General features: G+C 36.3%; 17 protein-coding genes. 4 read left to right on the forward strand and 13 right to left on the reverse strand.

All coding sequences use genetic code 11. The features are described 5' to 3' along the window. Positions 1-7 precede the first annotated feature (7 nt). A complete protein-coding gene (locus ABN763_RS11515) occupies positions 8-1,471 on the forward strand; it encodes a magnesium chelatase (RefSeq protein ID WP_410485617.1) in 1,464 nt (487 codons plus the stop codon). Between the two features lie 187 nt (positions 1,472-1,658). On the opposite strand, the gene ABN763_RS11520 is transcribed toward ABN763_RS11515, so the two are convergent. The 6 genes from ABN763_RS11520 to ABN763_RS11545 form a co-directional block, all read right to left on the reverse strand. Further along, the gene (locus tag ABN763_RS11520; RefSeq protein WP_410485618.1) at positions 1,659-2,027 is read right to left on the reverse strand and encodes a hypothetical protein; all 369 of its coding nucleotides are present in this window, start codon (positions 2,025-2,027) and stop codon (positions 1,659-1,661) included. A gap of 269 nt (positions 2,028-2,296) precedes the next feature. Further along, positions 2,297-2,503, reverse strand: a complete 207-nt coding sequence (locus tag ABN763_RS11525) for a hypothetical protein (protein WP_410485619.1) — start codon at positions 2,501-2,503, stop codon at positions 2,297-2,299. 622 nt (positions 2,504-3,125) lie between these two features. Next, complete coding sequence (locus tag ABN763_RS11530) at positions 3,126-5,168, reverse strand: TonB-dependent receptor family protein (protein ID WP_410485620.1); 2,043 nt, start codon at positions 5,166-5,168, stop codon at positions 3,126-3,128. 137 nt (positions 5,169-5,305) lie between these two features. After that, the gene (locus ABN763_RS11535) at positions 5,306-5,707 is read right to left on the reverse strand and encodes a two-component system response regulator (RefSeq protein ID WP_410485621.1); all 402 of its coding nucleotides are present in this window, start codon (positions 5,705-5,707) and stop codon (positions 5,306-5,308) included. Positions 5,708-5,713: 6 nt separating this feature from the next. Next, positions 5,714-6,826, reverse strand: a complete 1,113-nt coding sequence (locus ABN763_RS11540) for a sensor histidine kinase (RefSeq protein WP_410485622.1) — start codon at positions 6,824-6,826, stop codon at positions 5,714-5,716. 174 nt (positions 6,827-7,000) lie between these two features. Continuing rightward, complete coding sequence (locus tag ABN763_RS11545) at positions 7,001-8,437, reverse strand: amidohydrolase (protein ID WP_410485623.1); 1,437 nt, start codon at positions 8,435-8,437, stop codon at positions 7,001-7,003. Between the two features lie 179 nt (positions 8,438-8,616). Between ABN763_RS11545 and ABN763_RS11550 the strand changes: the two genes are divergently transcribed. After that, on the forward strand, positions 8,617-9,534 hold the full coding sequence (locus ABN763_RS11550; protein WP_410485624.1) for a hypothetical protein: 918 nt from the start codon (positions 8,617-8,619) through the stop codon (positions 9,532-9,534). 75 nt (positions 9,535-9,609) lie between these two features. Here the strand turns inward: ABN763_RS11550 and ABN763_RS11555 are convergent, their stop codons facing one another. The 3 genes from ABN763_RS11555 to ABN763_RS11565 form a co-directional block, all read right to left on the reverse strand. Beyond that, entirely contained in the window at positions 9,610-11,304 is a 1,695-nt protein-coding gene (locus tag ABN763_RS11555; RefSeq protein WP_410485625.1) for an alpha-amylase family glycosyl hydrolase, read from the reverse strand. 186 nt (positions 11,305-11,490) lie between these two features. Beyond that, positions 11,491-12,249, reverse strand: coding sequence for a carboxypeptidase-like regulatory domain-containing protein (locus ABN763_RS11560; protein ID WP_410485626.1), 759 nt, complete (start codon positions 12,247-12,249; stop codon positions 11,491-11,493). Positions 12,250-12,462: 213 nt separating this feature from the next. Next, a complete protein-coding gene (locus ABN763_RS11565) occupies positions 12,463-14,187 on the reverse strand; it encodes a DEAD/DEAH box helicase (protein WP_410485627.1) in 1,725 nt (574 codons plus the stop codon). A 182-nt stretch (positions 14,188-14,369) separates the two neighbouring features. On the opposite strand from ABN763_RS11565, the gene ABN763_RS11570 reads away from it, so the two are divergent. Then, the gene (locus ABN763_RS11570) at positions 14,370-14,798 is read left to right on the forward strand and encodes a hypothetical protein (protein WP_410485628.1); all 429 of its coding nucleotides are present in this window, start codon (positions 14,370-14,372) and stop codon (positions 14,796-14,798) included. 1 nt (position 14,799) lies between these two features. Here the strand turns inward: ABN763_RS11570 and ABN763_RS11575 are convergent, their stop codons facing one another. Continuing rightward, a complete protein-coding gene (locus tag ABN763_RS11575; RefSeq protein WP_410485629.1) occupies positions 14,800-15,294 on the reverse strand; it encodes a hypothetical protein in 495 nt (164 codons plus the stop codon). A 164-nt stretch (positions 15,295-15,458) separates the two neighbouring features. Then, positions 15,459-16,172: a YebC/PmpR family DNA-binding transcriptional regulator gene (locus ABN763_RS11580; protein ID WP_410485630.1), complete on the reverse strand. Its 714-nt coding sequence runs from the start codon at positions 16,170-16,172 to the stop codon at positions 15,459-15,461. 237 nt (positions 16,173-16,409) lie between these two features. On the opposite strand from ABN763_RS11580, the gene ABN763_RS11585 reads away from it, so the two are divergent. After that, positions 16,410-18,863 carry a prolyl oligopeptidase family serine peptidase gene (locus ABN763_RS11585; RefSeq protein ID WP_410485631.1) on the forward strand — a complete coding sequence of 818 codons (2,454 nt, stop codon included), beginning with the start codon at positions 16,410-16,412 and terminating at the stop codon, positions 18,861-18,863. Positions 18,864-19,017: 154 nt separating this feature from the next. Here the strand turns inward: ABN763_RS11585 and ABN763_RS11590 are convergent, their stop codons facing one another. Together ABN763_RS11590 and ABN763_RS11595 are read right to left on the reverse strand one after the other, a co-directional pair. Beyond that, positions 19,018-20,355 (reverse strand): ABC1 kinase family protein, encoded by a 1,338-nt coding sequence (locus tag ABN763_RS11590; RefSeq protein WP_410485632.1) that lies wholly within the window; start codon positions 20,353-20,355, stop codon positions 19,018-19,020. A 9-nt stretch (positions 20,356-20,364) separates the two neighbouring features. Continuing rightward, positions 20,365-21,024, reverse strand: a complete 660-nt coding sequence (locus tag ABN763_RS11595) for a TetR family transcriptional regulator C-terminal domain-containing protein (RefSeq protein WP_410485633.1) — start codon at positions 21,022-21,024, stop codon at positions 20,365-20,367. Between the last annotated feature and the right edge of the window lie 137 nt (positions 21,025-21,161).

Below are 21,161 nucleotides of genomic sequence, written 5' to 3' on the forward strand. Positions count from 1 at the left end.
AAAAAGAATGAATACAAAAGATATACAAACACTAGGTCAGTTAAAAGCAGCCGGATATCAATCAAAAAGTATTAAAGAAGAGTTACGCGCTAATTTAGTCGAAAAAATAAAAGCTGGTGAAACGGCATTTATTGGAGTCCATGGATATGAAAATAGCGTGATCCCAGAATTAGAAAGGGCGATTTTATCTAAACACAATATCAATCTTTTAGGTTTAAGAGGGCAAGCAAAAACCAGACTCGCTCGATTAATGACAGGCTTATTGGATGAGTTTATTCCATTTGTAGAGGGGTCAGAAATTAATGACGATCCTTTTAATCCTATTTCAAGATATGCTAATAATCTTATTCGCGAAAAAGGAGATGATACACCAATCTCATGGTTGCATCGTGATGATCGATTTTTTGAAAAACTAGCCACTCCCGACGTGACTGTAGCCGATTTAATTGGGGATGTAGACCCTATTAAGGCAGCAAATCTTAAATTGTCTTATGCGGATGATCGTGTTATTCATTTCGGGATGATTCCCAGAGCAAACCGTTGCATTTTTGTAATAAATGAGTTACCCGATCTGCAAGCACGAATTCAGGTTGCTCTTTTTAATATTTTACAAGAAGGTGATATTCAAATTCGAGGCTTCAAATTGCGAATGTCTCTAGATATGCAGTTTGTTTTTACCGCTAATCCTGAAGATTATACTAATCGAGGAAGTATAGTTACACCTTTAAAAGATAGAATAGGATCGCAAATACTAACGCATTATCCTGAAGATGTTGCAACAGCGAAGGTTATTACGGAACAAGAGGCTAAAGTGAATTTAGATCAAAATGATACTATCTATGTTCCTGAGCTTGCTAAAGATTTACTGGAGCAAATTAGTTTTGAAGCACGCGAAAGCGAATATATTGATGCGAAAAGTGGTGTGAGTGCTAGACTTAGCATCACTGCCTACGAAAACCTATTAAGCGCAGCGGAGAGAAGACTATTGATTTCGGGAGATTCGAAAACAGCAATCCGTTTGGGAGACTTTGTTGGAGTGATACCGTCGATAACCGGAAAGGTAGAGCTGGTTTATGAAGGGGAACAAGAAGGCGCAGCTGGTGTTGCTATGAGTTTAATTGAAGCATCAGTCAAAACATTATTCGTAAATCTCTTTCCAGAGATTAAAAAGCTAGAACGTCAAGATATTGAAAGTCCATATCAATCTATAATCGACTGGTTTTTTGAAGAAAACGGTTTCGAATTACTTGATGATTTTGATGACGAAGAATATAAAGGACAACTTGATGCAATAAAACCTTTAGACACACTGATCAAGAAATATCAACCTGAAGTGAAAACAGAAGATGCTTATTTTTTGAAAGAGTTTGTGCTTTGGGCGCTTGTCTCTTATGATAAATTAAGCAAATTCCGATTTACACAAGGAATTCAGTTTAAAGATATTTATGGCAGTTATATTAGTGGACTTTAAAACTATTATTTAATCTTAAGGAAAAGATGCCGGTTCGAGTGAATTTCTCTAAGAATTTAGTATCGAGAACCATCTTTCTATTTTAAAATTGCATTTCTAGACTTGATTAGGGATGCAGTTTTAGGTCTAAACACTTGGATTTACAATCTTAACTAAAGCTTGAATTCAAAATTCATTTAAAACGCTGTTAATTACTCACTAGGTAGAGTATATACTTAGTATTTCCTTTTTTATCTGTGATTTTTCGCCAGTTTTTAATATCCATAGGATCCTTCAAGTTATTACCATTGTTATTTGCAATCTTATAATTAAAAAGATTTGAAATGGGTATATCTTGATCAAAAGGTGCAACACCTAATTCAATAATATCACCTGGTTTTGCCAAAAAAGGTTTAGACAATACTTCCGGTCCTGCGAAGTTGGTTGACGAAATTACCGATGATTGCAGTTCTACAGGTTCATTACTATTATTAGCTATCCAAAATGAAGCGGCATTTTTTGTTGCGCAAGAACAAGATAAAACTGCAAAGAGAATGATGAGTAGCTGTTTTTCCATAAGGGTAGATTAAATTATGTAATTGTTTTAAGTACATAGTTTGTTAGTTTTGGGGAATGAACTTAATACAAAAATAGTAATTTAATCGTAAAAAAATGCTTTTTATCGGTATTTTGATAAAAAAATGTTAATTACCACCACAGAATAGTCAATCTAGTGCCACTCCATCTTTGTTTAATAGTGGTAGTTACAATTAATAGTGGAAAACGGATACAAAATTTTAACCCCAATGACTTTCATAAGAGGCTATTTTCCGTAAAAGAGGATGTTTAATCGTTATGTATTTGAATGATTTCTAGGGTGTCAGGCTCTATGTAGTTAATCGCCTTAGCTTCTAATATACCTACACTGTCAATTACATTTCTATTATTATTTATTGCAGTTGTACTTTTGGTAGGATTAAACATGAAGTATAATGCCAATAGCGATAGTATTAGGCCTATGCCTAGTATTCTGAATAAGTGACTCTTTCCCATAAAGCGCTTGCTTAATAGGATTTGGTTGGATATGGGGGAGGAGAAATTGGTCGGGTACGCTAAGTATTTTACCTACATGGTTAACCTAGCGGGTTCAAAACAAAATAAGTTACTAGTAATACCAACACAATAGCAATACTGGTAGCTCTATAAAAATACTTCTTGTCCATAATTCTTAGTTTTTGCGTTATGTAGATCAAACAATTTGCTATTTGAAAACCCTACCTCTTTTTTTGATAAATAGATGAAATACTTTTTTATTCGATTAACCGGATTTATCAACACTAATATGCTATGTATTCTTTGTTTCGGAATGCGGTTTTACTTAATAGGTTAATTTGATTGTTTAGGTAATAATTATTCATCCTAAAGAATAGATTAGTTTAATAAATTCAGAATATGCCACGGAAAATCAATGTATTATTCGGTTGTAATCATAACCAAGACTAGCAAAATGAAAAATTCGATGTATTCAAAGTAGCAGTAATTATTTTGGGAGCCGTATTTCATGTTTACATATTCCAAACTGCTGATCATTGGTGTTTTCAATTTTCCAATCATAATTCTTGTACTTTATCTACAAGAACCGGTAAAGTTTTTAAGTGAATAAAACCAGCTGGTACTAGAACCTAAATTGCAAGCCACCATACACTTGAACCCCGGGTGCTGATTCGTAAAACCTTGATCCAAAAGCGTTGATTCTTACATTGTCAACAAAGTTTTTGTCGAACAAATTTGTAATACCTAAAAAGGGAAGTATCTCAACTTGTCTCCACTTCTTTTCGTAGCCTAATTGAACATTTGCTGTGAGATATCCTGGTGCTTTTTCCGTATTGGTGTCATTTACCCAAATGGCATCTACAGCGTTCAATTGCAATTTGGCGAAGAAACTTTTCGATGTATTGTAAGCAACTGCTACTGAACCAAAATGTTCGGGTGTGCCCGGAAGTATATTTCCCGATAGATCGGTATCATTTGCGATATATTCGTCAAACTTAAAGCTAGAATAGGTATAACTTGTATTCAACTTCCATTTTGGAGTTAATTGGTAACTTAAACTAGTTTCAATGCCGTTCCTCGATGTCGATCCGGCATTGTTAAAAAAAGTGCGGTCAGGAAAAGATTCTAACTCAAATGGCACTAGATCGTTTTTTGTATCCAAGTTGTAAAAGGTAAGTTGGTAGTTGAACCGCTTGGTAGCTCCTCTTATGCCAAACTCAATGGTCCTTGATTTTTGTGGTTTTAAATTTGGATTAAAGCCTTGTTCTCCTGAAGGGTTTGCCGATAATTCAGATAGAGTAGGTGTTTCAAAAGCAGTTGAGAAGTTACCAAATACATTTAATAATGTGGAGAGTTTATAGGTAAGTCCTATCGTCGGATTAATGGAATTTAGGGTAATTGAACTCGAGTCATTTCCGTTATCTAAAAAGCTATCTTCAACCTTAAGCAGTTGGTGATCAAATCGAAAACCTCCATAAATACTCCAATTGCTTAATTGAACATAATCAAGCGCATATACCCCTATGGTATTAAATTTTTCATTTTGATTCAAGGTATTCGCGCCCTGTATTCCTTGCTCGTTCACAAATCGTTTTCTGTTGTCCTCTTGAAAACTAAGGTCATAGCCAATCTTAAGATCATTTTTAGCAAGTTTAAAATCCACTGAACTACCGTGGCCACCATAATTACGATTGAGATCGACGATACCACCAAACGAAAAGGGTAGTCTACCAAAAAAACTACGACCACTTATAAAGGCATAAGTATTTATTACATTTTTTTTATTAATGTTCCATAATAAACTAGTGCCTATTTTATATTGTGAGATCGCTTCACCGGAATTAAAATCTATATTCGCCTGTCTGGCTTGACGAGGGTTGTTTTCAAATTGCTCTCTGGTCAGGCCTCCGGCATCTTCTGCCAAAGGGCTATCGGAATAGTTGACGAGTACATTAAGTTTTAGGTTATCATTAAATTTATGAGCAAAATTTCCATTAAAGTTCCATTGTTTAAAACCACTATTATCGCGATACCCGTCAAAGGATTGATATCCCAAATGAAAAACTGCTTTTGAATTTTTAGAACCCACCCCAGCAGTGGCGTTATACTGTTGTCGGCTGTTAGTACCAAACGTGGTTTTAAAATTGATAAAGGGTTCAGTGAAATCTTTTTTTGTATTAATATTAATGATACCTCCGGAGGCATTGCCATATAATGCCGAAACTCCACTTTTTACCAATTCTATGGTTTCAATAATATCCAGATTAATATTATCTAATTGACCCTGACCATCTGGTGTTGTCTCGGGAATGCCGTCAACGATAAGTTTTATCCCGCGAATACCAAACGCCGATCTAGAACCTATTCCGCGAATAGATATTCGAGCATCTTGCGCAAAGTTCGAACTGTTTTGAACATAAATTCCGGGTATTTCATTTAAGTATTCTTGAATAGATAATTGATTTTTTATTGCATCAATATTCGATGTTTTTATAATCGCAGTGGCATATGGCAGTGCTCTCTTTTCTATATCTATCCTTGCAGCTTGTACAGTTACAGATTCAAGATTAATGGTAGTAATACTATCTTTTTTAGTAATTTCCTGTGCGTACTGCTTTGTTGAAATAGTGATATACAACAGAAAGAATAGTAAGCGTGAGCTCATGTAATATTTTTACAATTTGACCGTAAAAATATTGCATTTTAGCTAACTATTGCCGGCATTGAAAATATTGTTTAAATCAACGAAAAGGATCAAATAAATATTACCTAGAATACATTATCGGTTTTTCAATGTTCCTATTATGATGCTCGTTGAAAAACGGCTTCTAACGTGCTGATCTCAAGAGGTTTTGTGATATAGTCTTTAACTGTTGGAAATTGCTTTGCGCGATTCATATCGTTAGGATTGATAGATGAACTTACCACATAGAGGGAACAATTATTGCACTTTTTCTTATCAAACTGTTCCAAAAATTGCCAACCGTTCATTACTGGCATATTCAAGTCAAGAAATATCACTTGTGGCAGATCTTCTATTGCGTTGTTTTCGACCGCTTTCTCAAAATAGTCCATTGCTTCTTGACCATTATTAAAAATCAATAGCTCCTCGGTCAGGTTTTTCATCTTAATTAGGGTACTTATTAAATGTACATAGGTGTTATCATCATCAATGATACAGCCAAGTTTAATTGGGGAATTCATAAAGTGTTAAAAAATTATAGTGAAGGTTGTACCAACATCAACGGTACTTTTGATGCTAATACTACCCCCTAATGATTCAATTTGATTTTTAGTGATAAACAATCCGACACCTTCGGCATCATCGTTAAAATGGAATGTTTTGTACATACCAAATATTTGTTCTCCATATCGTTCAAGATCGATACCTACACCATTATCTTTAATTTCCATAATAGGCTGATCGTTTTGTAAAAACGTTTTAATATGAATTATGGGTTTTCTGTCAGGATGTTTATACTTTACTGCATTGGTGAGCAGGTTAAGCATAATACTCTCCATATAAGCCGGAACATAGTTTATACTGTCAAGATCAGAAAAGTCCGTTGTAATCTCAGCCTTTTGGTTGGCAATAATTTGTTGAATTGAGGTGGCGACCAATAGGTAAGTATCTTCAAAACGCACAACTCTTTTTTCTTGCTTACTGTTGGTTTGTATGGTCGCTACTTCATTAAGGTGCTCAATAGTTTTGTTTAAACTATCAGAGACCCCTTTAATGTTACCAAGCATTTCCATTTTTTCCTCAACAGTGTTCAAATTGTCTAGTAATTGCACAATTAATTGAAGATTGCTTGTCTGGCTTCTTAAATTATGTGAGACGATATAAGCAAAATTCAGCAATCGGCTGTTTTGCGAGGTAATGGTTTCTACTGAGTTTTGAAGGGCAAATTCTTTTTGTTTTATATCATCAATATTCTGAAAAACACCTTGTACGCCAATTTGCTCATTATCACTATTAAGAACAGGTTTACCAATGGCTCGTGCCCAGAATTCATTTCCCTTTTCGGTAACCATCTTGATTTCTACATCAAATTCTTTTCCTTTTTTATAACAGTCGAAAAATAATTTTGAAGCGTAATCTCGATGTTCTTCGGCATAATGAGAAAGTCCAGTTTCTACAGTAGGAACAAAATCTAGCGGTGCTTCGAGTATTTCATATGTAATATCGTTCCAATACGCTTCAAAGGTTCTTGTATCGATATACCAAGATCCTGTTTTGGTAAGCTCGGCTGTTTCTTTTAGATAAAAGAATTTATCGGCTAGATCGGCCTTATCTGGAGAATTTCCGGATCTGTTGTTCATTGGTTTTTGAATTTAGGGTACTACAAGTTGTTAGCAACTAGAGATTTCCCAAAAAAAAATCGTCAAACCGAGTAGTAATTGCTTTTATCCGTAGCGAATATGCCTGATTAATTGGCAATTATCTCGGTTTTGTGATTTTTAAAGGTAATATCGAAACTACTGAATATCCTATGTTCAGTTAGAGCCGACTGGGGGTGGCCCTTCAGGAATTATACTTTCGTAAACGGTGTTTCCTTTTCTTTTTTTGAACTCGTCTTTCACACGTTTTAGCAATTTAGGGTCTTCATATAAATCAACCATGGTCATTGCCAAAGCGTTACTCGCTTGGATCATCCCTTTATGCCCAATGGACATCCCTCCGCAAGCTACAACGGCCCAACTGTGCCATGGAGTATCTTTAGGTGCTACCGTTGCACCCATCCGTACAACAGGTACAACCCAACTTACATCGCCAACATCAGTTGACCCGCCACCTGGGTTTTCTAGAGTTTCTTCAAGCGGATTAATACTGCTATCCATTCCAATTTGCTTCTTTCCTGTCATTTCTTGGATTTTCTTTCCAAAGGCCTCTTCTTCTTCGGTATAACTAATCGGTCCTAACATCTCAAGATTTTTTTGCATTGCTTCACCGCCTGATCGGTTCACTAAGATTTCGTAGATACCTGAAACCAAAGATATTTTATAATCAGTATTAGCCATTATAGCAGCACCTTCAGCCATTTTTTGAACCCGTTCATAGACAGGCATCATGCCTTCTCGCTTAGTATCCCGTACACGCACCCAAATTTTTGAGTAGTCAGATACCACATTTACTACCTGACCTCCATCTTGAATATGATAATGTATTCTTACGGTAGGTTTAATATGCTCGCGGTAATAATTTATTCCAGTGGTATACAACTCCAATGCATCCGATGCGCTACGACCATTCCACGGATCGGCTGAGGCATGTGCGGCCTGACCATTAAATTCTACAATAAAATCGACAAGCGCTAGAGTACTTTGTACATCAGCTTTTGTCGTGGCAGATGGATGCCAATCCATTACAGCATCAACGCCATCGAAGAGCCCAGCTTTTACCATCCATATTTTACCGAAGAATTTTTCTTCGGCAGGTGTCCCGTAAAACTTCACAGTGCCCTTTAATTTTCCGGCAGCGATCAATTCTTTCACGGCAATTGCAGCCCCAAGGCTTCCTGTACCGAATAAGTTATGACCGCAACCATGACCATTACCGCCAGGTACTAAGGGGTCTTTAGTAGGCTTTGTTTTTTGAGAAATACCGGGTAAAGCGTCAAATTCACCTAAAATACCAATTACAGGACTGCCACTGCCATAGGTAGCGACAAATGCGGTTGGCATTTCCGCAACGCCTCTTTCTACTCTAAATCCGTTTTGCTCGGCGTAATCTGCCAATAGTTTGGAAGACTTTTTTTCTTGAAAAGCAATTTCCGCAGCTTCCCATATTTGATCGCTAATGGCAATAAGATCTGTCTTATGATTTTCAACTGATTGTTTGACCGCCTTTTTATTCTTGGTCCATTTTTGAGCGAATCCGGTGGTATATAAACCGAATAATAAACAGACCATTAGAATACTTTTAGTTTTCATGAGTTAGTTTTTGGTTATTTATTTAAAAGTACGAAATAATGAGAATGGTCATTATAATTTTCCATGCTATGGATAAATTTCAGGGGTGTTTTTCCCCTTTTCAATTGATCCTAAAGTTTCTTTGTTAACCTTCTAAGAAAGCATACCATTAAAGAGTATAACAATTAATTATACATATTATGAAAACTAAATTTTTATCAATTGTTTTAATGGTTTTTGGCTTTTTGTTCGCAACTGCTGGCACACCCTTGAACAATTTTAACGGAACATGGAAAAATGTCAACACTCGAACTAGAGGTATTACAAAGGTTATTATTTCTGGTAATGGTAGTAATCCCCTTGTGCAGGTATTTGGTAGTTGTAGTCCGAAAGACTGTGATTGGGGGAAGAAAAAATCAATAGCCTACACAAACTCAGCTAGCGGCAATGTTAGAGGCAATACGGAGTATTTATCAGTTAATTATCCAGTAAGTTTTGCCAATAAAACGGTAATGGTAAAGATGAATGGCAATACACTGGAGGTAACGACCTTGACAAGGTTTAAAGACGGAAGTAGACGAACTAATTTTGTAAGTACTGAAAAATTTAAAAAGGCACCTCGAATAGTTAAGCCGAGACCAATAACTACCTGTGCAAAGGAAGATTTACTTAGCTTGAATCCTAAGGGAAGTTTGAAAGTTAAAAAGAACTCAAAAGGTACCTATTCGGTTGTTCAGGGTAGTCGCTATTTATTTTCAGCTCCTAATGTAGCAGAAGCGAACAAGATTATTAAAATTGTAAGACGTTACGGTTTTAATAGTAGCGGTTTTGTAGGGCGACCAAATCCTGATTTTACATATCAGTTATGTAATGGAAGAGCATCAAATGTAAAACCGCTTAAAAGTGAGGATATTATCGCATTCAATCCCTCAAAAATTAAAGTTTCATTTGTCAAAGGACGCTGGAAAATTGTGGAAGGAAGTCACTGGATTTTTGACTTTGGTAAAAGTAAAAGTGAGGCAGAGCAGGCATTATGCATCATTAAAAAGTACAAGTTTAACGGTGTAGGTTATGTAGGTAGGCCAAAAGCTTCATTTCAGTATATGGTTAAAAGATAATAGCAATATTCTAGAAGATAAAAAGCCACCACGTTTTAATTATGGTGGCTTTTTTTAGAAAGTCTCTTTACATGTTTATTCTTTTTGTTCTAACAGAACGATATCAAAATCACTATTAAAAGTTGCTTTTCCATCTTTTACGGTAACTTCGATTCCTGAATAATGATCTTTTAATAAAGTGCCATCTGCAAAAACTTCACTAACATTCAGGGTCTTTTTAGCTGATTTATAGTCTATACCAACCACTACCTTATCCTCAAATCCATCTTTTTTGAGTTCACGTTTAAACGTATAAGGAGATGCGCTTATCATCGTATGGTTTCCAGCACCAATGGCAATATGCTTTCGTCTAAACTGTCCTAATTTTTGATAATGAGTCAATAGTTTTTTGGTCTCGGTGTTATTTTCAATATCAGCCCAGTTCATGAACGAGCGTAAGGTAGCATCGCCGTTTGTTCCTTCGATAATTAAAGACCGAGCAGTTTCATCACCATAGTATACCTGACTTGCTCCTGGACTTAAAAGTAACTTAGTTGCAGCTTCGAAGGTTTTGGTTCTATCGGCATCAAAAGGTTGTCCGTCATCATGGCTTGTTAAATAGTGTAAAACGCCAAAATCTTTTAATTTGCTTTTTAAAAGGCCATCGTATTTAGAAAAAATAGTTTCGTAATCTTTTTGAGCATCATACTTAAATTCAAAATTGATTAAACTGTTAAATCCGTTAGCAAAAAAGTTTACTTTCTTATCTCCGAAATCAAAAGCCTGACCTGCGCTTGCATTGTAATTATATACTTCCCCAACCATGTAAAATGGCATATCGTCTAACACTTTAGTCGGGTTTTCTTTTTTCCACTGTTCAAAACTAGCATCACATACTTCTCTAAACTCACTCCAAACATATTCTTCTGTATGTTTAACCGTATCTACCCGATAACCATCAATACCATGATCTGTAATGTAATCAGCTAGCCATTTCATGATGTAGAATCTAGGTGCTCGCGGATAACCTGTACGTTCGAAAAACGCATCAAGTTCTGCGACTTCTTCATCATAGCGGCCTTCGGCTTTCCATTTTTGAACCAGCTGAGGAGGTAAATCGACTGCTTCATTACTTTCTGTTTTGATATCAGGTAGGTTATCTACCAGCTGGCAAGTAATGGTATTTTCATAGGTAGTAAAACCACAACGCTCATTAGTGCGCACCCAGCCATCGGGCCATACAGGATCTACGTCTGTAACCGGACCTGTATGGTTGATCACTGCATCCATTAAAATTCGAATACCATTTGCATGGGCAGTTTCTACAAGTTGATGTAATTCTTCATTCGTTCCGAAGTTTGGGTCTAATTTGGTCCAATCTTTGGTCCAATACCCATGAAATCCATAGGTAACACCAGTTCCTTCATCAACCTCACCATGAATTTGCTCTACTACTGGAGTAAACCAAATGGCATTAATGCCAAGGTCATTAAAATAACCTTCTTCAATTTTTTTGGTGATTCCTACCAAGTCGCCACCCATAAAACCGCGCAGCATGGCTGTTTCTTTGGTTCGGTTAAAGTTGATATCATTTTCCGGATTGCCATTGTTAAAGCGATCAGTCAATAAAAAATAAATATTGGCTCCTTTCCAAAAATCGGGAACGGGATTGACCGATTGATCAGTCATATCTTTTACCATAACTTCTGGGTTTTTAGTGGTTGATTTTTTTTGATCACATGAGATCAAAAGTATTGTTATCACAATTAGTAGCAGCTGCCTTTTAAACATGTTTAGTGTTGTTTGAATTATAGGTTTAAAGTTAGAAAAAGGAATGCAGATTTGTGAAGTTTGTTTTACCTGAAACAAAACTTGTGAAACTTCTAGTACTACAACGTTTGAGGTGAAAAAATAAGGGAGTTTTGGTTGAGAGAAGTGTTACAATTAAACGTAAAAATCCGCTAATTTATGCGAGCGTTAATTCCTGTTCAGTACTTTAAACTCTTCATAGCATTCAGATAGTGCATCTAAAATTTGAAGATCATTAGCCGTTTTAATGAAGGATTTTGAATAATTACAATGTTGCAATAACTCGTCTAAATCGGTTCTGTCAAGTTCTAAAATTTCTAGTAAAACTTCACGATCAAATTTGGTAGTAAGTAGATTTCTAATTTCGTCTTCCTCTTGCATTTTTCGAAGCTTACGAAGTTGTTTTGGCTTTTTACCAAATATGTTATGCAAAAAATCCGCAGGATTAAATATGGCACCCAATACTCTTGTTATCGCTCCTGGAGAATAACTGCCGGCTTCATAACCAGTTGGTAGTCCCGAAATACTGTATCTATAGTTGCGTTCAACGGGTACGTATTTATTATCTATTTCTAGATATCCGGTAAGTTCAAAAGGTTGTAAAATTACCTCTTCTAATGTATATGCTAATTCAGTTAGTTGAATTTTGGTTCCTGGAATTTTTAGAAGGTCGTTGGTAACTCTAATTTTAATCGACTTAAAACCAAGATATGAGAAAAACAGCGTATCATTTACTGCAGCGGGAATGGTAAAATTACCTTTTGAATCTGTAATGGTACCGATAACTCTATTTAGGTTAAGCACATGTACATTTTGCAAGGCCGAATCATCTTCTGCATTAATAATTTGCGCCTCTACATTCCCATTCTGGGCGAAGGTTGAAACGCTTATTAAAACACAACTCAATAAAAGTAAAAAATGCCTCATCAATCTACTTAGTCGTAAACCGGAAGATAACTTTTACTCGATTATTGAGATTTTGATGCATGAAATCAGCCTTGAATCAAGTTAGCCTTCATACAGTATCTCGTGGGCTTGCCCCGAGGTAATTTACCTCATCCGGATATTTGCGTTAAAAATACTAAACAATACGCAAAACCCCAGTTTTTATAATGTATTTAAGAGTTTATTTAGATAATCTTATCTACGCGATCTTCCTTTAAATCCTCCCTTGCCGCTACTGGATGATCTTCGTTTTCCTCTAAAGTCTTTTTTTCCTCTAAAATCACCATCATTACGACCTCTTGAACGTTTTCTTCCGCGATTTTTTCCGGCTCCCGCGCTTGAGACTTCAACATTTACAAAACGACCATTCATTTTAAAGTCGTTGAAAGCAGCTAAGACCTTTTCCCTGTGTTCAGTATCCGTATTAAAAAATGAGAATTTATCTTTTACATCAACTTTATAGACCCCTTCTTTACCAAGTTCAAGTTTTTCCTTTAAAAAGTCTTTAAGACTCATCCAATTATAGCCGTCTTTTACACCTACATTGATGAAATAGCGGGTCGATTCCCCACTAGCTTCCATGGCCTCTGCCTTGGCATTTAGATTGAGGTCTTTAGCATTTTTGTAATAACTAATAAATCGAGTGAACTCAACAGATACCATTTTTTTGATCAACTCTTCACGATCCAGTCCTTCTAATACTTCATGAATTGCAGGTAAGTAAGGATCGACTTCGTGATTGATCTCGGTATCTTTTATCTTATTGGCAAGGTGAAACAACTGTACTTCACAAATCTTCTCGGCCGTAGGAATTTCTTTAGCGGTAAACTTCTTTTTAATAATGCGCTCAACCGACTTAATTTTTCTAAGCTCACTTTTTGACACAATAACCATTGATACGCCATTTTTGCCAGCGCGGCCGGTACGACCACTTCGGTGAGTATATGTTTCAATTTCATCGGGTAGTTGGTAGTTGATTACATGGGTGATATCGTCAACATCTATACCGCGAGCAGCTACGTCAGTAGCGACTAACATTTGAATCTGTCGTGTACGAAAAGATTTCATAACCATGTCACGCTGGTTCTGACTTAAATCTCCGTGTAGCGCCCCTGCATTATAACCATCTTCAATGAGTTTTTCAGCAACTTTTTGAGTGTCGCGCTTGGTACGACAAAATACTACCGAAAATATATCCGGGTTGGCATCAGCCAATCGCTTTAGTGCTAGATATCGGTCCCTTGAATTAACAAGATAATATTCATGAGACACATTCTTACTTCCTTCATTTTTGGTTCCAACGGTTATTTCAAATGGTTGGTACATGAACTCTTTTGCAATACTAGCCACTTCTTTTGGCATCGTTGCTGAAAATAGCCAAGTACTTTTATCCTCTGGAGTGTGAGATAAAATAGATGTGATGTCTTCATAAAATCCCATGTTTAACATCTCATCGGCTTCATCTAATACACAGTATTCAATTTTTGAAATATCAACCATTCGACGTCCGATCATATCCTTCATACGACCAGGAGTAGCCACAATTATCTGAGCACCCTTTTTGGCCTGTTTGGCCTGCTCGGTAATACTGGCCCCACCATAAACGGCTGTCACGTTAAGTCCCTTTAAATGTTGACCATAAGTCTTCATTTCTTGCGTAATTTGTAGACAAAGTTCGCGGGTAGGAGATAAGATGAGTCCTTGCGTAGTGCGGCTATTGATATCAATTTTGTGTAACATTGGGAAACCAAAAGCAGCAGTTTTACCGGTCCCAGTTTGGGCTAAAGCAACCATATCAGTTTCTTGATCTAGTAAAACGGGAATTGCTTTTTCTTGTACTTCTGACGGGTTAATAAAACCCATGTCGTCTATGGCTCTTAATAAATTACTATTAAGACCAAGCTCTTTAAATGTGATCATAAAAAATGCTTTACGCAAATAAGAGTGCTTTTAGGACCACGTAAAACATTAAAAGGGAAAGTCCTGTTTAGCACATGCTATACCAGCGGCTATTAATAAAGGCGCAAAAGTAGTGTTATTAAATTGATTAGATGGTATATGTGTAGTTTTTTGTTTTAAATTAGTAAAACAATCTAACTAAGGTGCGTAAAAAATTAAATCCAACCAGGCTTAAAGTTCTACAGGTCATTCATAGCTCATTGATGCTAGGGGTTGTTTTTTTTGCTGGATTTGTGTTGTATATCACTGACGAGTTTGAGTTTACCTTTAATATGAAAGAACCATTTAACTGGGTAGCAATGTTTTTAGCAGTAGCTGGATTTTTTATGGGTAATACCATTTTCAATCGTGCCATGTCAGGAGTTGACCGTAATGCTGATGCAGACGAACTTTTAAACCGTTTTCAAAGCGCTCACATCATAAGAATGGGGTTTTTAGAGGGACCTGCTATTTTTTCAGTAGTGGTTTGTATGTTAACCAACTGCCAGTCTTTGTTACTAATAACTGCGTTTTTGTTGGCTATTATGTATGCTTATTTTCCTACTGAGGAGAAGATCTCTGGTTACCGCTAGACTAGATTTTCTTTAATTTCTTAATCGGACTTTCTTTTTCAACCTTTTTTGTATTGCCTGGAAATACCAGGGTAGTACTGCTATACGATCCTCCAAAAGTTAGATTCGCATAATATACTTGACGTAATGCATCTACTACTTGTTGTTCTGTCAATTCTTTTAAAGGATGGATGAAAACAGACCAAATGAGCTCGTCTGAAATAGCATATTTGACATCTAATGCGGTATGAAAGTTAGCCACTAAGGCATTTTTAAGTTCGGTTTCGTCCAATTTATCAATCTCGGCGATAGGAGAAATAATACGCATTCTATTGGCATTCTCGTCAGTTACGCATAGTAGTACCCGGTCTTTATACAGCATTTGCCATTGATTACCATTAGACTGAATACTATCTGATTCTCTATTGAAAATTGTATTGAGTTTTGCATTGCTCATTTGAGCAGATGAAAAAAAGGTAACCAATAAAAATATAAGTGAGAAAACGCGACGAGTCATAAATATTTGTTTTACTCGATAATCGAGATTAAAATTCCGCGGAGTTAGTCCCGACGAAATCTAAATTGTTTTTTAATTATTTACCTCTTAGTTTTAACTTGAGGTAATTTACTTATAAGTCGAAGTAAAATAGTAAAACAAACAGCGTAGTTTAGAAAAAGTGACTACAATTCTTCCATGGTGTGATATACGTTTTGTACATCATCATCTTCTTCTATTTTTTCCAGCAGTTTTTCCACATCTTCTTTTTGCTCTTCAGTCAGTTTTTTGGTAACCTGTGGAATACGTTCAAAACCTGACGATAATATTTCGATACCTCTACTTTCTAGTTCTTTTTGTATCGCGCCAAAACTTTCAAATGAGCCATATATCAAAATTCCATCTTCGTCTTCAAAAACCTCTTCAGCTCCGAAATCAATAAACTCTAGTTCAACTTCTTCAGCATCTAGCCCTTCAGCATTGATTCTAAAATTACAGGTATGATCAAACATAAATTCAACAGACCCAGAGGTGCCTAGGCTACCATTGCATTTATTGAAATAGCTTCTTACATTGGCTACTGTTCTTGTATTATTGTCGGTAGCGGTTTCGACTAAAACTGCAATCCCGTGAGGGGCGTAGCCTTCAAAAACTACTTCCTTAAAATCGCCTTGACTTTTATCACTAGCACGCTTAATGGCACGTTCGATATTGTCCTTTGGCATGTTTACGGACTTTGCATTTTGAATTACAGCACGTAAGCGAGAGTTCGAATCCGGGTCGGGGCCGCCTTCTTTTACAGCTATTACAATGTCTTTGCCAATACGTGTAAAGGCTTTAGACATTGCAGACCAACGTTTCATTTTACGCGCTTTCCTAAATTCAAATGCTCTTCCCATATTCAAGTATTTTCTGCTATTTACAAAAATAGAAATCCGTCTGTATTTCACAAATTGATAAGTAGAAGAATAGTCTCTATTTCATTTGTTAATGTTATGGTCGTTTAACAGTATGTTCACAGTCTTTTTGGCCAAATTTCATTTAATTTGGGTAAGTGCTGCACTGCCAATAAATTAGACTTGTATTAATTTGATTGTTAAAGCACGCTCTACTATTAATCAATCAACCTATAACACATGAAAAAATTATCACTAGTTGTTCTGTTATTGGGATTTATTTCCTTTTTATCAGGACAAGAAAATCTGAATTATCAAAAACCTTCGCAAGAAATTTTAGATCTAGTAGATGCTCCACTAGCACCTAGGGTAATGCTCGATACTAAAAGCGAGAACATGGTATTGCTTTATCGAGATGCCTATAAAAGCATTGGAGAACTTTCTGAAACTGAAATGCGCTTGGGAGGACTACGTATCAACCCCACTACTAACATTGGAAGTAGAACTACCTACGTTAACAATGTAAGGGTAAAGCCGGTTAAAGCTAAGAATGCAACACAGGTGAAGGGCTTGCCGGATAATACACGGTTAGCCAATTTTAGCTGGTCACCTGATGAAAAAAAGATAGCAATGACCAATACTACCAATTATGGAGTTGAGGTTTGGGTACTTGATATTGAAACCGCTACTGTCAAGAAACTAACCGAGGCTAAAGTCAATGCTAATTTAAGAGATGTGATCAATTGGTTCGATGATAGTCAATCGCTGTTGGTGAAGATGTTGTCATCAGAGCGAAAAGCATTGATCAATACGGCGCAAACAATTCCTTCCGGACCCACCATATCTGTGAACGATGGGAAAAAAGCACAGAACAGAACCTATCAAGATCTACTTAAAAACCCAAATGATGAGCATAATTTTGAACAGTTGGCCTTATCTGAGCTTTACAAAGTAGATTTAGACGGGAATTCTAAAAAATGGATGGGAAGTAACATGTATCGAAACATTAACTTTTCTCCTGACGGAAACTATGTCATGATTTCGATGGTGAAAAAACCGTTTTCCTATTTGGTTCCTTATCGTCGTTTTCCGTCAGAAACTACCATTTATTCAAAAGAAGGAAAAAAGGTAGAAACAGTTTTAGAGGTACCTTTAATAGAAGATTTACCTAAGGGTTTTATGGCAAGTAGAAAAGGAAGAAGAAATTTGTCATGGAGAGCAGATAAACCGGCATCTCTAATTTTTGCTGAGGTGTTGGATGATGGAGATCCTAAAAATAAAGTGCCATTTCGAGATGAGGTATTCCAACTTGAAGCACCGTTTAATGGAAAACCAAAAAGCATATTAAAAACTGTAGGTCGGTTTAGTGGCATACAATGGGGTAATGACCAAGTGGCGGTTGCCTATGACTATTGGTGGAATACAAGAAATACCAAAACATATGTATTCAACCCATCAGATGATAGCAAGGAAGCGAGAATTATTTCTGATAGAAACTACCAAGATGTATATAGCGACCCAGGTAATTTTGTAATGAAGAAAAATAAATATGGATCTTATTCATTAGCACTAAAAAGAAATACTGCTTTTTTAACTGGCGATGGCTATTCTGAAAAAGGTCAGTTTCCTTTTGTTGATCAAATGGATTTAAACACGGGTCAGACGAAAAGATTATATCAATCTGTATATACTGATAAGATTGAGAACATTTATCAATATGACGTTGATATGAACCGATTGTTAGTTCGAATAGAATCAAAAAATGAATATCCTAATTACTTCTTCCGAGAATTGAAAAGAAAAAAACTAAATCAGATCACTGACTTTGAAAATCCGTATAAAGCACTTCAAAATGTACATAAAGAGGTGATTACCTATAAGCGGGATGATGGATTAGAGTTAACAGGTACTTTATATTTACCTGTTGGATACGATAAGAATAGCCAGGAAAAAATGCCAATGATTTTATGGGCGTATCCTAGGGAGTATAAAGACAAGAAAAGCGCATCGCAAACGACACAGAATCCTAATGAATTTACCTATCCATACTGGGGATCACCGCTGTATTGGTTAACAAAAGGGTACGTCGTTTTAGATGATGCAGCTTTCCCTATTATTGGAGAAGGTAATGAAGAGCCAAACGATACTTTTAGAAAGCAACTTGTTGCCAATGGACGTGCAGCTATAGATGCTGTTGATGCGTTAGGATATATCGATAGAAATAAAGTAGGTGTTGGTGGGCATAGTTATGGCGCTTTTATGGTAGCTAATTTGCTATCGCATTCTAACGATTATGCCGCAGGTATTGCCAGAAGTGGGGCATATAACAGAACACTGACTCCGTTTGGGTTTCAAAGTGAAGAGCGTAGTTATTGGGAAGCCCCTGAGGTGTATTACACGATGTCTCCGTTTATGCACGCTGACAAAATGAAAACCCCGTTGTTATTAATACATGGTCAGGCCGATAATAATTCGGGCACCTATCCTTTACAGAGTGAGCGTTACTTTAATGCATTAAAGGGGCTAGGTGCTACTGCCAGACTTGTAATGCTACCTAAAGAGAGTCATGGTTATCGGGCTAAAGAAAGTATTCTGCATATGCTATGGGAGCAGGATCAATGGTTAGAGAAATATTTAAAGAATGCTGGAGATCCCAAGAAGGAACTTGAGATGAAACCGACTAAAGAAAAGTAGGTTGTAAAGGATATAATTATAAGGAGCCATTTTCTGAATAAGAAGATGGCTTTTTTATGTCTTAATATTTTTAGAAAGAAAGAGAGCGCACCAACCACGATGCGCTCTCACAACCTAACCAATAAATAAACAAACCAATTAAGGTACTCTTCACTTATGCCACTTTACTTGGCATAGCATTATGCTTTATATATTTTTTAAAATCGTTAACTCGGACCACAGCCTTTAAGTCGTGTAATAAATTATACAAGCCAAAAAATGTCCTGTTCATATATAGAAAGTGCCTTGAACCACGTCCTGCATCCATTTTTCTAACCTCAGGGTCGTTTTGAAACTTATCACTTAAATCGGCTATTTGTTTCCAGAAAACCGGATCACCAAAATCAAATGTATCATGAGCAAATGGTGATGTGAATAGACCTATCATTTCATTGAAAATCTCCGAAAAGAAAGCTAATTCTGCGGGAGTGTCTTCTTTCCGGAGGATCTCCAACTTGAACATGTTTTTTTCAAACAGTTTTTTGTTATTGAGATTTTCAGGTCTAGACAATTCAAAATAAGGACCATAAAAATCGTCAGGTATATGTTTGATACAACCAAAGTCTATTGCTATAAGCTCGTTGTTAGTGTTTACTAAAAAGTTGCCAGGGTGCGGATCGGCATTTACGGCTTTCAGAATGTGCATTTGAAACATATAATAATCCCAAAGCGTTTGCCCAAGCTTGTTCGCAACTTCAGTATTGGTATTAGCTTTGGCGAATTCCGACAGGTGGGCACCATCCATCCAGTCCATGGTTAAAATGCGATGATTGCTTAAATCAGGATAATATGAGGGAAACTTAAGATTCGGTATATGTGAACAATCTAAAGCTATTTGTTGACTTTGTTTTAATTCTAAAACGTAATCGGTTTCTTCTAGTAATTTTTGCTCGACCTCCGTAAAGTACTTTTCTGATTCTTTTCCTTTAATGTTAAACATTTTTTTTGCTACAGGTTTTACCATTGCAAGATCAGAACTGATACTTTGTGCCACCCCAGGATATTGAATTTTCACAGCAAGTTTTTTCCCATCCTTAAATGCTTGATGCACCTGACCGATGCTAGCCGCATTAATGGATTGGGTGGCAAAAGTATCGTATAGGTTTTCCGGATAGTCACCAAAATACGTTTTAAAGGTCTTTCGTACCAAGGGAGCAGACAGCGGGGGAACAGAAAACTGTGAAAGTGAAAAACGCTCTACATAGGCTTCGGGAAGCATGTTTTTTTCCATGCTCAACATCTGCGCTACTTTAAGAGCACTTCCTTTAAGACTTTTAAGTCCATTATAAATGTCTTCAGCATTGTCTTGATTAAGCCGCTCTTTGTCTAAAGAAGGGTTAACTACTTTATTACCGTAGTACTTTAAATAATTACCGCCCACTTTTATGCCGGTCTTCACTAGCTCAGTAGTGCGCCCAATTTTTGTGGTAGGTATTTTATCTATCGTTTTCATGCAGTGATATTAAATCATTCTCTCTTTCCATAAAAATTTTCCCAAGTCTATGGCAGATTCAATGGTACTACTGTCAAAAAAATCGAAGACTGTTTTTACTGATTTTTCGATGGCAGCATCTGTTTTTTCAAATCCAGGAGAATCATCATTTCTCCAGAATTGTATTAAACACAGCAATTGTATCCATGCACCTTCAGAAAACAAACCAACAGGTTGCTTAGTAATACGAAGTTGCTTTTGATCATTTGATGTTTCAATTAAATCAGCAGCGAAATCTTTAACTTTTCTTCGCAGGCCAGAAAGCTGATTAGAATTTTTAAGAACTCCATTTGCAGGCTGCAATTCATATATCACATAGCTACGATTTGCAGTCAGCATTTCAAAAAATGTATAATAAAATGTGAGCATTTTATTCTTGTTGCTCATCGTTTCAAAATTCGGATCTTTTTGAGCAACTTCCATAGTCACTTCATAGAAACGCTGCCATAATATTTTTTGAAGCGATTCAAAAGAACCAAAGAACTTGTAAAAATCCGCTTCTTTGATTTTATGTTCCTTACAAAATTTATAGACTGATTTGGGAGCATGTTCATTTGCAAGAACGTACTCCATATACATCGAGATAATGCCATCTTGTGTAATTGCTTTTTTTGCTTTCGCTGTCGCCATAGTATCACGTTTCTATCAAAGTTAGCTAATTGTTTAAGTTTTTTTAATTTTGTTTAAACAAAAAATATGTTAAAGTTTAAATCACGATTGTCGTGGCTTGAAAACCCTTTGTTGGCAGTGTTTGACACGCTTTTACT

This window comes from Spongiivirga sp. MCCC 1A20706 (assembly GCF_046524175.1).
In the GTDB taxonomy this organism is placed as follows: Bacteria; Bacteroidota; Bacteroidia; order Flavobacteriales; family Flavobacteriaceae; genus Spongiivirga.